The sequence below is a fragment of the Novosphingobium sp. Sphag1I genome (genome assembly GCF_056279125.1).
In genome coordinates this window covers 35,616-48,822 of record NZ_JBWBQS010000008.1, presented here as the reverse complement: position 1 = coordinate 48,822, position 13,207 = coordinate 35,616, and the positions used below count along the sequence as shown (strand labels likewise).

General features: G+C 61.1%; 12 protein-coding genes. 5 read left to right on the top strand and 7 right to left on the bottom strand.

The window, feature by feature from the left end; all coding sequences use genetic code 11:
* Nucleotides 1-14: 14 nt before the first annotated feature.
* Entirely contained in the window at nt 15-266 is a 252-nt protein-coding gene (locus tag ACZ9HU_RS10825; protein WP_476104860.1) for a hypothetical protein, read from the bottom strand.
* On the opposite strand from ACZ9HU_RS10825, the gene ACZ9HU_RS10820 reads away from it, so the two are divergent.
* Together ACZ9HU_RS10820 and ACZ9HU_RS10815 are read left to right on the top strand one after the other, a co-directional pair.
* Nucleotides 265-1,443: a hypothetical protein gene (locus tag ACZ9HU_RS10820; protein ID WP_476104859.1), complete on the top strand. Its 1,179-nt coding sequence runs from the start codon at nt 265-267 to the stop codon at nt 1,441-1,443. The genes ACZ9HU_RS10825 and ACZ9HU_RS10820 overlap by 2 nt on opposite strands.
* Entirely contained in the window at nt 1,436-2,821 is a 1,386-nt protein-coding gene (locus tag ACZ9HU_RS10815) for a cytochrome P450 (RefSeq protein ID WP_476104857.1), read from the top strand. The genes ACZ9HU_RS10820 and ACZ9HU_RS10815 overlap by 8 nt, the downstream gene beginning before the upstream one ends.
* Here ACZ9HU_RS10815 and ACZ9HU_RS10810 read toward each other — a convergent pair whose 3' ends face one another.
* Nucleotides 2,822-3,235, bottom strand: coding sequence for a PilZ domain-containing protein (locus tag ACZ9HU_RS10810; protein WP_476104856.1), 414 nt, complete (start codon nt 3,233-3,235; stop codon nt 2,822-2,824).
* Between the two features lie 218 nt (nt 3,236-3,453).
* Between ACZ9HU_RS10810 and ACZ9HU_RS10805 the strand changes: the two genes are divergently transcribed.
* From ACZ9HU_RS10805 to ACZ9HU_RS10795, 3 genes are all read left to right on the top strand, one after another.
* Nucleotides 3,454-3,765, top strand: a complete 312-nt coding sequence (locus tag ACZ9HU_RS10805; RefSeq protein WP_476104855.1) for an FtsB family cell division protein — start codon at nt 3,454-3,456, stop codon at nt 3,763-3,765.
* A 142-nt stretch (nt 3,766-3,907) separates the two neighbouring features.
* The gene (pdhA, locus tag ACZ9HU_RS10800) at nt 3,908-4,972 is read left to right on the top strand and encodes a pyruvate dehydrogenase (acetyl-transferring) E1 component subunit alpha (RefSeq protein WP_476104853.1); all 1,065 of its coding nucleotides are present in this window, start codon (nt 3,908-3,910) and stop codon (nt 4,970-4,972) included.
* 1 nt (nt 4,973) lies between these two features.
* Nucleotides 4,974-6,317 (top strand): pyruvate dehydrogenase complex E1 component subunit beta, encoded by a 1,344-nt coding sequence (locus tag ACZ9HU_RS10795; protein ID WP_476104851.1) that lies wholly within the window; start codon nt 4,974-4,976, stop codon nt 6,315-6,317.
* Nucleotides 6,318-6,483: 166 nt separating this feature from the next.
* Here the strand turns inward: ACZ9HU_RS10795 and leuA are convergent, their stop codons facing one another.
* The 5 genes from leuA to ilvB all read right to left on the bottom strand — a co-directional run bounded on the left by leuA (nt 6,484) and on the right by ilvB (nt 12,973).
* On the bottom strand, nt 6,484-8,160 hold the full coding sequence (gene leuA / locus ACZ9HU_RS10790) for a 2-isopropylmalate synthase (protein ID WP_476104849.1): 1,677 nt from the start codon (nt 8,158-8,160) through the stop codon (nt 6,484-6,486).
* A 199-nt stretch (nt 8,161-8,359) separates the two neighbouring features.
* The gene (locus ACZ9HU_RS10785; protein ID WP_476104847.1) at nt 8,360-9,463 is read right to left on the bottom strand and encodes a glycosyltransferase; all 1,104 of its coding nucleotides are present in this window, start codon (nt 9,461-9,463) and stop codon (nt 8,360-8,362) included.
* Between the two features lie 88 nt (nt 9,464-9,551).
* Entirely contained in the window at nt 9,552-10,571 is a 1,020-nt protein-coding gene (ilvC, locus tag ACZ9HU_RS10780) for a ketol-acid reductoisomerase (protein ID WP_476104845.1), read from the bottom strand.
* A 126-nt stretch (nt 10,572-10,697) separates the two neighbouring features.
* A complete protein-coding gene (gene ilvN / locus ACZ9HU_RS10775; protein ID WP_476105122.1) occupies nt 10,698-11,213 on the bottom strand; it encodes an acetolactate synthase small subunit in 516 nt (171 codons plus the stop codon).
* Between the two features lie 17 nt (nt 11,214-11,230).
* Nucleotides 11,231-12,973: a biosynthetic-type acetolactate synthase large subunit gene (ilvB, locus tag ACZ9HU_RS10770; RefSeq protein WP_476104844.1), complete on the bottom strand. Its 1,743-nt coding sequence runs from the start codon at nt 12,971-12,973 to the stop codon at nt 11,231-11,233.
* Nucleotides 12,974-13,207 lie beyond the last annotated feature (234 nt).

Genomic DNA, 13,207 nt, shown 5'->3' with positions numbered 1-13,207 from the left:
CTTGCCGCGCAAATTCAGTAGCCCGGAAAAAGCTTGCGGACGAGTTGTCCGCGCCAGGGCTTGCCATGATAATTGAAGAAGAACCAGCCGAAAAATCGGGTGAAAATCAGCACCAGCGGGGCCAGCGGATCGCGGTTTTCCCGCATGTGGGCGTAAAGCGCGCGATCGGCACGGCGCCGGTCGGTTTCGCTGCCTCCACCATTGATGCCATAGGCGTTGTCATGCCGTTTGCAGCCAATATTGCGGTTGCGGATGCGGCTGTTCATGAACAGACAATATTGGCGCTGGGGCGGGGTCATGGCCATGGATAATGCCCCGCCGCCGCGCCCGTTCAAGCGTAAAGTTTTCTATCTGTCGGGTTATGACCCACGCGGCGCGCGGTGCTATCACGGCATTCTGGCCGAGGAAGTGACCAAAGAGGCGGCGCGAGGTCGGCATTTCGAACTGTCCCGTCGGGCAAAGTGCGGCGCCAATGTGGGGTGGAACCTGCATTCCGAGGGCGGCGCGTGTCAGGGCGATCATGAATTTCTGGTTTGGGACGATATCGTCCGCGACACATGGGCGAAATTGCCGCCGGGGCTGTTGTGGCAGGGTTTGCGGGCCTATTGGTATTTGTGCCGAAATCACGATGCAAAACTGGCGCGGCGTTGGCCTCGCGTGGTTCACTATACTCTGTTCATGCCGGGGGTGTTGTTCATCCTGCTGCCGGTTCTTTTCGCGCTGCTGCTGTGGGCCGGGATGGGGTTGGTGATGCCGTCGCTTCTGGCGCTGCCTCTGGCCTTGGTGGCGGGATGGGGCGGGGCCTTGTGGTTGCAGAAAAGGTTGCACAGCCTTTGGCTTTTGCGCTTCGTCATTTTCAGCACAATCTTTGCCCGGCGCGAGGTGGAGGGGCTGGATGAGCGTCTGGACAGTTTTGTGGAGCGCATTGACGCTGCCTTGTCCCAGGATTGGGATGAGGTCCTGTTGATCGCCCATTCGGCCGGGACGATCCTGTCGATGCAAATCATGGCCCAATTGCTGAACCGGCTCGGGGGCGGGATGCCGCCGCATTTTGCCTTGGTGACGCTGGGCGGGGTGATCCAGTTGATGCCGTGCCGCCGGGATGCGGCGTGGTTGGGGGGGGCGCTTGATACGGTGGCGGCGGGACGGTTCTGCTGGCTGGATATTGCCTCGATCACGGATGGGGCCTGCGTGCCCTTGGTGCCGCCATGCCTTGGCCGGGAACGGGAGGCGCCCGATGGATTGGTGCAAATCACCCCGCGATGGTTCGTTTATTGCGAACCGACCCATTATGCCCGACGCAGGCGGGACAAGCATATGACGCATTTCGATTATCTGCGCCGATTGGATCACCCTTCGCCGCTGGATTATTTGGGGTTGGTGGCCTCACCGCGCCCCTTGGCGGCATCGGTGGCCGAATTTGAGGACCAGCGCCATGGGTGAGTGTCCCTTTACGCCGCCCTATCCGACGCCCTTGCGCAAAAAACCGGGGTTGGTGCGCCGCTTCTATCTGGGCTGGTTCAAAAGCTGGGTCGATATGCTCTATGACCGCGCCTATTCGATGAAGCTGGGCGTGACGCATTTGCCGGGGGGCAGAGCGTTCATGGTCAACGAAATGCCCCTTGTGGAAAAGGTGCTGGGCGATGCGGGGGAATTTCCCAAGCATCAGATGGTCCATGACATGCTGTCCCCCATGATCGGCAGCAGCGTCTTTGTCAGCAATGGCGAGGAATGGGCGCATCAGCGCGCGATGGTCAATCCGGCCTTTGTTCATACCAATCTGAAGCGCGTTTTTCCGTTGATGGCGGCGGCGACGCATGATCTGATTGTGCGGATGCGCGAATGTGTGGCCAAGGCCGATGGCCGGGCGATGGATGTCGATCCGTTGATGACCCATGTGACCGCCGATGTGATATTTCGCACGATCTTTTCCGTCGTGTTGAGCGAGGCGGAGTCCGAGGCGGTCTATAGCGCGTTTGGTGAATATCAGACCGTGGCGCAAAGGGCCTATCTGCTGGGGGTTTATCGATTGCCCCGATTTGGCCTTGATCGCAAGGCGCAGCGTTTGGGAAAGAAGGTGCGGGGTCTGTTCGCTCCGGTGGTGGAGGCGCGGGTGGCCGAGCGGGCGAATGGCTCGGCGCAGGAGCGGCGCGATATTCTCGACGCGCTGCTTGATGCGCGCCATCCGGTCAGCGGACAGGCGTTTACGGCGCAGGAGTTGGTCGATCAACTGGCGCTGATCTTTCTGGCCGGGCACGAAACGACCGCGACCTCGCTGGGATGGGCACTCTATCTCCTGTCCGAATGCCCCGACATGCAGGAAAGATTATGGGCCGAAATTGAGTCCGTGACGGGCGGGGCGCCGCTGGATTTTGACCATGTGAAGGCGTTGGAGGGCGTGCGCAATCTCTATCGCGAGGCGCTGCGGCTCTATCCGCCGGTGGCGTTTTTGCCGCGCACGCCTCATGCGCCCATCACCATGCGCGAAAAGGCCATCGAGGCGGGCGAGTTGATGATGGTGGCCCCCTGGCTGGTTCAGCGCAATCCGGGTAATTGGAAATGCCCCCACGCGTTTGACCCGGACCGCTTTACCACGCCCGAAGGGGCCGAAGCGCTCAAGGATGCGTGGATACCTTTTGGCAAAGGGCAAAGGGTTTGCATCGGCGCAGGCTTTGCCCAGCAGGAAGCGGCGCTGATTCTGGCCGAAATCATCCGTAATTTTCGAATCGAATTTCCCGCCGGCGTGGCAAGGCCGCAGGTCGTTGCCCGTCTGACCTTGCGCCCGCGACATGGCTTTCCGCTGGTGTTGATCCCGCGCTGATCAGATTCGGCGCAGGCGGTCCTGTCGGGTTTCATCCTGACGCGACAGGGTTGAAACCGGGCCGCGCTGATAATAGTCGCGCGTTTCGGTCTGGGGCGGGGTGATTTCGGCGGGCGTGCGCAGCAACAGCGGGTCGATCGGGCTGGCAAAGGCCACGCCAAAGCGGTTGCTCTGAACCCATGCCACGATGCCCTCGATCGCGCCGACATTGCGCAGATCCAGCACGACCTTTTCGCCCACTGTCGCGCCCAGCGTACCTTCCGCCATCAGCCCGGTGGCCGACACGTTGCGGATCTTCACACGTTCATCCAGTTGCCGCATCGGCCAGCGGCATACCGAAGACAGCAACAAGTTGTTGCGCGGCGCATTGCGCTGATCGGCATAGGGATCGGTGGTGGCGTCGGGCTGAGACATGGTTTGATCCTGAAGTTTTGGCCTGAGGCGAAATGCTCCGTGATTCTCTAGTCCAGTCCGGCAAAGTTGGGCTGAATTGGGGGTTAGGTGTCTTTGCCTATGACACGTCGGAGGCTGTCGCCGGACAAATCGGTGAACTGTGCAAAATTTGTCGGTTTTGCCCGGCTTCCTGCATCATCATGCTTGAATCCGCGACTCAAGTATGATTGCTGTTGAATATGCGACAGAGAATGCACAGGCCGAAATTAGCACGTGAAGCATTGGCACAAGGCTTTGCCCTTTGCCTGCTTCTGGTCATGCTTGCCGTGGCGATTGCCGGGCCAAGCGGATTGCTGGCCTGGGGTGAAAACCGGCATTTGCTGGAGCAGCGTCAGCAGGAAATCCGCAAACTGGCGGTCGAACGGGACGAATTGCGCAATCGCGTCAACCTGCTCGACCCCCGTCATGCCGATCCTGATCTTGCCGGAGAATTGCTGCGCAAAAATCTTAATGTTGCGCATCCCGACGAGATGATCATGATGGTCAACTGACTGGCAGGTGATTCCTGTGGCCTGTCAAGTGGGCCATTGGAACTGCTGTCAGGTCATTACAAAATTCGTATGTGACGGTTTGCTGGAGGGAGTGTTGCTCCTATAGGCAAGGCTGAACATAACGACCTTCAGGGGAAGCGTCTTGGCCAGAACCGGCAAAAACCAGAGTGCGGCACCCGCCGCAGCCGATAACTCCCTCAACGCACTTCAGGCCGCCTATGAGGCCAATCGGCGCTATGGCGCCAGCGATGAGGAATTGCTGCATTTCTACGAGCAGATGGTGCTCATCCGCCGATTCGAAGAACGCGCGGGCCAATTGTACGGCTTGGGCCTGATCGGGGGCTTCTGCCACCTTTACATCGGTCAGGAAGCCGTTGCCGTCGGCATTCAGTCGGCGCTCAAGGAAGGTCACGACAGCGTGATCACCGGCTATCGTGACCATGGTCACATGCTGGCCTATGGCATCGACCCCAAGGTCATCATGGCCGAACTGACGGGCCGCGAAGCTGGTATCAGCCGCGGCAAGGGCGGTTCGATGCACATGTTCTCGACCAGCCACAAGTTCTATGGCGGCCACGGCATCGTGGGCGCGCAGGTGTCGCTGGGCGCGGGTCTGGCCTTTGCGCATCAATATAACGAAGACAACGGCCTGTGCGTTGCCTATTTCGGCGACGGCGCGGCCAACCAGGGTCAGGTTTACGAGAGCTTCAATATGGCGGCTCTCTGGAACCTGCCTATCATCTTTGTTGTGGAAAACAACCAGTACGCGATGGGCACGGCGGTCAACCGTTCGTCGGCCGAAACGCATTTCCACCGTCGCGGCGCGGCTTTCCGCATCCCCGGCATGGACGTGAACGGCATGGACGTTCTGGAAGTGCGCAGCGCAGCCAACGTCGCGGTCGAATATGTCCGCGCCGGCAATGGCCCGGTGCTGATGGAACTCAACACCTATCGCTATCGCGGCCACTCGATGTCGGACCCTGCGAAATATCGCAGCCGTGAAGAAGTGCAGGACGTGCGCGACCACCGCGACCCGATCGAAGCGGCCAAGAAGGACCTGCTGGATCGCGGCATCCCTGAGGAAAAGCTCAAGGAAATCGAAAAGCGCATCCGCACCATCTGCACCGAAGCGGCCGATTTTGCGGAAAATTCGCCCGAACCGGCAATGAACGAGCTTTATACCGACGTTCTGGTGGAGACTTACTGAGATGGCGATTGAACTTAAAATGCCCGCTCTCTCGCCCACCATGGAAGAGGGCAAGCTGGCCAAGTGGCTGGTCAAGGTTGGCGACGAAGTGAAGTCGGGCGATATCCTGGCCGAAATCGAAACCGACAAGGCGACGATGGAATTTGAAGCGGTGGACGAAGGCACCATCGGTTCGATCCTGATCGCCGAAGGCACCGAAGGCGTGAAGGTCGGCACGGTCATCGCGCTGATCGGTGGCGAAGGTGAGGCGGCACCTGCCGCTTCGGCTCCTGCTGCTGCGGCCGCTCCGGCTGCTGCTGCTTCGGTGGCGGCGCCTGCTGCTGCGCCCCGTCCGGCCGATCCGGTTGTGCCCCATGGCACGAACATGAAGACTTCGACCGTGCGTGACGCTCTGCGTGACGCGATGGCCGAGGAAATGCGCCGCGATCCTCGCGTCTTCGTGATGGGTGAAGAAGTCGCCGAATATCAGGGCGCCTATAAGGTGACCCAGGGCCTGTTGGCCGAATTCGGTCCCAAGCGCGTCATCGACACGCCGATCACCGAATATGGCTTTGCCGGTATCGGTACGGGTGCGGCGATGGGCGGTCTGCGCCCGGTGATCGAGTTCATGACGTTCAACTTCGCCATGCAGGCGATTGACCACATCATCAACTCGGCGGCCAAGACCAACTATATGTCGGGCGGCCAGATGCGTTGCCCGGTGGTGTTCCGTGGCCCGAACGGCGCGGCCAGCCGCGTGGGTGCCCAGCACTCGCAGAACTATGGTCCGTGGTATGCCAACGTGCCCGGTCTGATCGTGATCGCACCCTATGACGCTTCGGACGCCAAGGGCCTGCTCAAGGCCGCCATCCGCAGCGAAGATCCGGTCGTTTTCCTTGAAAACGAACTGATCTATGGCCGTTCGTTCGAACTGCCCGAACTGGACGACCACGTCCTGCCCATCGGCAAGGCCCGCATCATGCGTGAGGGCAAGGACGTGACCATCGTGTCCTATTCGATCGGCGTGGGTCTGGCTCTGGAAGCCGCTGAAGCGCTGGCCGCCGATGGCATCGATGCAGAAGTCATCGACCTTCGCACGTTGCGTCCGCTGGACAAGGAAACGGTTCTGGCCTCGCTGGCCAAGACTAACCGCATCGTCGTGGCCGAAGAAGGCTGGCCGACCTGTTCGATCGCTTCGGAAATCGCGGCCATCGCGATGGAAGATGGCTTCGACTATCTCGACGCGCCGGTGGTCCGCGTGTGCAATGAAGACGTTCCGCTGCCCTATGCGGCGAACCTCGAAAAGGCTGCGCTGATCAACACGCCCCGCATCATCGAGGCGGTGAAGAAGGTCTGCTATCGCTAAGCAGAGCTTTGGCTAAAAGACAGGGCGCCCCGGCTGAAAGGCTTGGGGCGCCTTTTCTTTTGGGCGCTGTGTCGGTGTGGTCGAGCGGCCGTGAAGGCTTCGGTCAAAAAGAAAGGTCGGGGATCGCTCCCCGACCTGCTTGTCTAAATGAAAGGCTGTTGGTGGATCATGCCTTCTTCAACGCATTGGCCGCGCTCAGCACCGCGCGTACCGATGCGGTGGCGATGTCATTGTCGAGGCCAACGCCCCATACGGTCTGGCCATCGGGCGTCACAGCCTCGATATAGGCCGCAGCCTTGGCTTCCGACCCGGCGGACAAGGCGTGTTCGGAATAATCCTTCACCGAGATTTCGACCCCGAAATGTTCTGCCAGCGTGGCGACCACCGAGGAGATCAGGCCATTGCCGCGCCCAGAAACGCTGCGCTCCTGACCATCGACGCCGATCTTGCCGGCGAAGACGCGGGTGCCATCGGCGGCGCGGGCTTCTTCGTAATCGACCAGTTGCAGGTGCTGTGGATCGTTGACGTAATAGACGCGCTGGAACACGTCCCAGATGTCGCCCGCCACCAGTTCACGGCCCAATTGATCGGCCAATTCCTGCACATGCCGGCTGAAATGCGCCTGCATCTTCTTGGGCAGCTTCAGGCCCTGATCCTGCTCCAGCACCCATGCAAAGCCGCCCTTGCCGCTCTGCGAGTTGACGCGGATGACGGCCTCATACGAGCGGCCCAGATCGGCAGGATCGATGGGCAGATAGGGCACGGCCCAGAGTTGGTCGTTGCGCGCTTCTTGCGCCGCAAAACCCTTCTTGATCGCGTCCTGATGGCTGCCCGAAAAGGCCGTGAAGACCAGCTCGCCGCCATAGGGATGACGTTCGGCCACGGGCAGTTGGTTGCAATATTCGACCGTCTGGATGACTTCATCGATGTCCGAGAAGTCCAGACCCGGCGCAACGCCCTGCGTGTACATGTTCATGGCAACCGTCACCAGACAGCAATTGCCGGTGCGCTCACCATTGCCGAACAGACAGCCTTCGACGCGGTCCGCGCCCGCCATCAGGCCCAGTTCGGCCGCCGCAACGCCGGTGCCACGGTCATTATGCGTGTGCAGCGAAATCACCGCGCTTTCACGATTGGGCAGGTTGCGGCAGAAATATTCGATCTGATCCGCGTAAACGTTGGGCGTCGCGCATTCGACCGTCGCGGGCAGGTTCAGGATGATCGGATTCTCCGGCGTGGGCTGGAGAATGTTCATCACCGCCTCGCAGCACTCGATGCTGAAATCCAGCTCGGCGGTGGAGAAGGTTTCAGGGCTATATTCGAACTGCCACTTGGTCTGGGGGAAGCGCGCGGCATTGTCGCGCAGCAGCTTGGCGGCGTTTTCAGCGATCCCGCGTACCTGCGGCTTTTCCATGCCGAACACCACATTGCGCCACAGCGGCGAGACGGCGTTGTAAACATGGACGATGGCCGAATGGATGCCCGCCAGCGATTCGAACGAGGTTTTGATCAGGTCTTCGCGCGCCTGAGTCAAAACCTGAATCAGCACGTCATCGGGCACACGACCCTGATCGACCAGACCGCGGATGAAGTCATATTCGGTCGCGCCCGCGCTGGGGAAACCAACCTCGATTTCCTTCAGGCCCACCTTGAGCAGCAGATCGAAGAAGCGGTTCTTCTTTTCCGCGCCCATCGGGTCGATCAACGACTGATTGCCATCGCGCAGGTCGGTCGAGAGCCAACGAGGGGCTTTCTCGATAACCTTGGACGGCCAGGTGCGATCGGGGATGTTGATCGTGGGAAAGGGGCGATACTTGACCGAGGGGTCTTTCAGCATGGTCATGTCAGGATCTCGTGTAGGCTGGATTATGCGACTTGTGGCTTCGAAGGTTGCTCCCTTGAGCGCCGCGCGCGCTCAACCGGCACGCCAGCTCACGCCCAAGGGCGGATAAGTCGCAGGGTAAGGTCCAGCTGAGTGATCATGGCCTCGCCTATGCCCCCAACGATGCGTGAAGTAAAGCCTTGATTGGCGGGAATGGGCCTTAAGTGCGGCGCTGGGCCACGCAGGCGTCAAACCATGCCAGATAGGCGTCGGCGCAAACATCGGCCGCCAGATGCGCGATAAGCGGGCGCAAAACCAAGGGGTCGGGGCGGGGTGCCTCGGCCACGGCCAGCAGGGCTTGCGCCAGTTCATCGGGGCGGCGGCTGGGGACGATCAGGCCCGCTTCGGGAATGGTCATGATGTCGCGCAGGAAGAAGGAGCAATCAGTCGAAACGACCGGCACGCCATGGGCCAATGCCTCGACGGCGACGGCGGGTCCGCCTTCGAAGGAACTGGACACGAAAAAGGCGTCGGCATCATGCAAAAACGGGTCGATGGCCGGAACATGGCCCATAAAGCGGACCTTGTCGCCAAGGCCCATGCTTTGCGCCAGCCTTTCCATCTTGGGCCGCAGATAGCCTTCGCCCAGCATGGTCAGGCGGGCGCGGCTGGTCTGGTTCAACGCGGCGATGGTGCGCAGGGCAAGGGGCGCGTCCTTTTGCGGCTCAAATCGCCCCGCCCACAGGATTTCGAGACGGTCCTTGGCCAGGCGCGGCATCGGCAATTGCGCTTCGGCCAGATAGACCGGATCGTAAAGCGTCGAGACATTGACCCATGGCGCAATGGCGCGGATCTCGCTCTCCAACCCCCGGTTCATCGCCGCAAACCCGTCGAGATGCCGCGCAAACCGGCGCAGCAGCCAGCGAACCGGGCCAGCCACGATCCCTTGCGGCACGGCGGGATTGGAAATCTTGGCCACCAGTGCCGCGCGCCCACGCACCTTGGCCAGAGCCGGGATCAGCGGGAAATGAAAATTGCCCGGAAGGAAAATCACGTCGGGCGCAATCCGCTCGACATAAGGGGCCATTGCGGGGCCCAGACGCAGCCGTGAGGTCAGGCTGCGGGGCAGGGGCGGTTCAAGTTCGACGACTTCGATGCGCGGGTCGACAGTATCTTCCAGCCCCCCCATGCGCGCACCGCACAGGATTGTCACCCGCCGCCCCTGATCCAGCCAGCGTTTAGCCATGCCAAGGGCGATCCGTTCCGTACCGCCCCGGTTGAAATCGTGGAAACAGATAAGGATATGTTGCTCGCTCTCCGTCATGCTCGCCAGCCATAAACAAGAAAGCGCGCCGGGCAAGATGCCGGGCGCGCCTCCTTTGCGATCAAGCGTCGCGATCAGGAAGAACGGATCAGTTCTTCGACTGGTCAACCAGCTTGTTGGCGCCGATCCAGGGCATCATAGCGCGCAGCTTCGAACCGGTTTCTTCGATCTGGTGACGCTTGGCGGCGATGCGCGAAGCCTTCAGTTCGGGTTGCCCTGCGCGGTTGTCGAGAACGAAGTTCTTCACAAAGCGGCCCGACTGGATGTCTTCCAGAACGCGCTTCATTTCCTTCTTCGTTTCTTCGGTGATGATGCGCGGACCGGTCACGATGTCGCCATATTCGGCGGTGTTCGAGATCGAGTAACGCATGTTGGCGATGCCGCCTTCATACATCAGGTCGACGATCAGCTTCAGTTCGTGGAGGCATTCGAAATAGGCCATTTCCGGCGCATAACCGGCTTCGACCAGCGTTTCAAAACCGGCCTGAACCAGCGCGGTGGTGCCGCCGCAAAGCACGGCTTGTTCACCGAACAGGTCGGTTTCGCATTCTTCGCGGAAGTTGGTTTCGATGATGCCCGAACGGCCGCCGCCCACGCCCGACGCATAGGCCAGAGCGATGTCATGCGCGTTGCCGGTCACATTCTGGTGGATGGCCACCAGGCAGGGCACGCCGCCGCCCTTCACATATTCGCCGCGCACGGTGTGACCCGGGCCTTTGGGGGCGATCATGATGACGTCGATGTCGGCGCGCGGTTCGATCAGGCCGAAGTGGATATTCAGACCGTGCGCGAAAGCCAGAGCAGCGCCCGGCTTCAGGTTGGCGTGCAGGTCGGCGGCATAGATCGCGGCCTGATGCTCGTCGGGGGCCAGGATCATGAGAACGTCGGCCCATGCGGCGGCGTCAGCGTTCGAGAGAACCTTGAAGCCAGCGCCTTCGGCCTTGGCGGCCGAGGCCGAACCGGGACGCAGCGCGATGGCCACTTCCTTCACGCCGCTGTCGCGCAGGTTCTGCGCATGGGCGTGGCCCTGCGAACCATAGCCGAGGATGGCGATCTTCTTGTTGACGATCAGGTTCAGATCGGCGTCGGCGTCGTAATAGACCTTCACTGCAATTCCCCTTGCATGCCCCCGCGCTTGGCGCTTCCAAGGGGCTGGACAGGTTGTGCCACGGTTAAGCGGCGGGTTTCAAATTTGGCGCGGCATCTGCATCAGAGTGCCGCTCCGGTCAAGATTTCAGGAGCGGCGCGTGCCGCGAACCATGCCGACCACACCCGTACGGGCGGTTTCGACAAGGCCAAGCTCGTTCATCAGGCTGACGAACATGTCGATCTTGTCGGGCGTACCGGTCAGTTCGAACACAAAGCTCTGCGTGGTCGTATCAACCGGGCGCGCGCGGAACACATCGGCAAGGCGCAGCGCCTCGACGCGGTTCTCACCCTTGCCCACCACCTTCACCAGCGCCAGTTCACGCTCGACATAAGGGCCTTCGGTGGTCAGATCGATCACCTTGTGCACGGGCACAAGACGGTCAAGCTGCGCATGGATCTGGTCGATCACCGCGGGCGGGCCATGCGTCACGATGGTGATGCGGCTGGTCGTGTGGTCCTCGGTGATTTCCGACACGGTCAGGCTGTCGATATTATAGCCGCGCGCGGTGAAAAGCCCCGCGATCTTGGCCAGAATACCCGCCTCATTGTCGACCACCAGCATCAGAACGTGGCGTTCCTCGGCGGCGTGTTTGATCTTCATCATCTCTCTCGCCCTCCTTACACCAGCGCCTTGGCTTCATCGTCCATGATCCCGGCGACATCATCGCCGTAAAGGATCATGTCCGTATGCGCAGCGCCCGAGGGGATCATCGGGAAGCAATTGGTTTCCTTGTGGACACAGCAATCCACGATCACCGGGCCGGGATGGTCGATCATCGCCTGAATCCCTGCATCCAGTTCGCTTTCGTTCTGGATGCGGATACCCTTCCAGCCATAGGCTTCGGCCAGCTTCACGAAATCGGGCAGACTGTCCGAATAGCTGTTCGAATAACGGCTTTCATAGGTCAGTTCCTGCCACTGACGGACCATGCCCATCCATTCGTTGTTCAGAATGAAGACCTTGACCGGCAGGCGGTACTGCGTGGCGGTGCCCAGTTCCTGAATGTTCATCTGGATCGAGGCGTCACCGGCAATGTCGATCACCAGGCTGTCGGGATTGCCCAATTGCGCGCCGATGGCGGCGGGCAGGCCATAGCCCATCGTGCCCAGACCGCCGCTCGTCAGCCACTTGTTGGGGCCGAAGAAGTGGAAATACTGGGCCGCCCACATCTGATGCTGGCCAACTTCGGTGCTGATGACCGGATCGCGGTCCTTGGTCAGCTCGAACAGGCGTTCGATCGCATATTGCGGGGCAATCGTGCTGGAGTAGCGCGGATAGGACAGGCTCTTCTTGGCCTTCCAGCTCTTGACGCGTTCGTGCCATGCCGACAGATCCTTCGGCTTGCGGTCGCCCCACGCCTCGATGATCTGGGCCAGAACGGTCGCGCAATCGCCGATGATGGGCAGGTCGACGCGCACGGTCTTGTTGATGCTGGCGCGGTCGATGTCGATGTGGATCTTGGTCGAATTGGGTGCAAACGCGTCCAGACGGCCCGTCACGCGGTCATCCCAGCGGGCGCCGACGCAAAGGATCAGGTCGGCCTGATTCATCGCCCAGTTGGCCTCATACGTGCCATGCATGCCCAACATGCCCAACCAGTCGTCGTGATCGGCCGGGAACGCGCCCAGACCCATCAACGTGGATGTGACGGGCGCGCCGGTCATCGCCTGCAACTGACGCAGCAGTTCGGTGGCGCGCGGCCCCGAATTGATCACGCCGCCACCGGTGTAGAGAACCGGGGCCTTGGCATTGGCCAACAATTCGACGGCCTGTGCGATTTCGCTCTCGCTGCCCGCCAGACGGGGCTGATAGCGGTTGCGGCGCTGAACCGGGCCTTCGGGGAAATGGGCGCTGGCGATCTGGACGTCCTTGGGGATGTCGATGACAACCGGGCCGGGGCGGCCGGTCGTCGCGATCTGGAACGCCTCGTCGATCACCTTGGCCAGATCGGCCGGATCCTTGACCAGATAATTGTGCTTGCAACAGTGGCGCGTGATGCCAACCGTATCGGCTTCCTGAAACGCGTCCGAACCGATCAGCGGCGTGCCGACCTGGCCGGTGATGACCACCAGCGGGATCGAATCGAGGAAAGCATCCGCAATGCCCGTGACCGCATTGGTCGCGCCGGGGCCGGATGTGACCAGCACAACGCCGGGCTTGCCGGTCGAACGGGCATAGCCTTCGGCGGCGTGCGCCGCGCCCGCTTCGTGACGGACAAGGATGTGGCGCAGACGAGCGTCGTTAAACAACGCGTCGTAAATGGGTAGCACAGCGCCGCCCGGATAGCCGAATACGCATTCGACCCCCTGACGGGCGAGGCTTTCAACCAGAATTTGCGCACCGCTCAGCTCTTGGCTCACGGGAATACATCCTTCTATCACAATGTTTGCGGCCGTTGTGGGGCCACCGGGCTCCACCGCATATGGGTGTGTGCTCATGACAATCGCGCGGCCATGGCCAAGCTTGGCCTGCTGTGCAAGAGGGGAAATGGAAGGCCGCCCGCGAAATTCAGCCATTTCGCGAGTGTTGACCCTGCCTTGCCCCACCGACAGGCAAACAGATGCCTATCCGCCCGTCGGTGACGGGAGGGGCTC

Coding starts and splice junctions, on each gene's coding strand:
- ACZ9HU_RS10805 (WP_476104855.1), top strand. CDS start 3,454: ATGCGACAGAGAATGCACAGGCCGAAATTAGCACGTGAAGCATTGGCA.
- ACZ9HU_RS10815 (WP_476104857.1), top strand. CDS start 1,436: ATGGGTGAGTGTCCCTTTACGCCGCCCTATCCGACGCCCTTGCGCAAA.
- ACZ9HU_RS10785 (WP_476104847.1), bottom strand. CDS start 9,463: ATGACGGAGAGCGAGCAACATATCCTTATCTGTTTCCACGATTTCAAC.
- ACZ9HU_RS10820 (WP_476104859.1), top strand. CDS start 265: ATGAACAGACAATATTGGCGCTGGGGCGGGGTCATGGCCATGGATAAT.
- ilvN (WP_476105122.1), bottom strand. CDS start 11,213: ATGAAGATCAAACACGCCGCCGAGGAACGCCACGTTCTGATGCTGGTG.
- leuA (WP_476104849.1), bottom strand. CDS start 8,160: ATGACCATGCTGAAAGACCCCTCGGTCAAGTATCGCCCCTTTCCCACG.
- ACZ9HU_RS10825 (WP_476104860.1), bottom strand. CDS start 266: ATGAACAGCCGCATCCGCAACCGCAATATTGGCTGCAAACGGCATGAC.
- ACZ9HU_RS10810 (WP_476104856.1), bottom strand. CDS start 3,235: ATGTCTCAGCCCGACGCCACCACCGATCCCTATGCCGATCAGCGCAAT.
- ACZ9HU_RS10795 (WP_476104851.1), top strand. CDS start 4,974: ATGGCGATTGAACTTAAAATGCCCGCTCTCTCGCCCACCATGGAAGAG.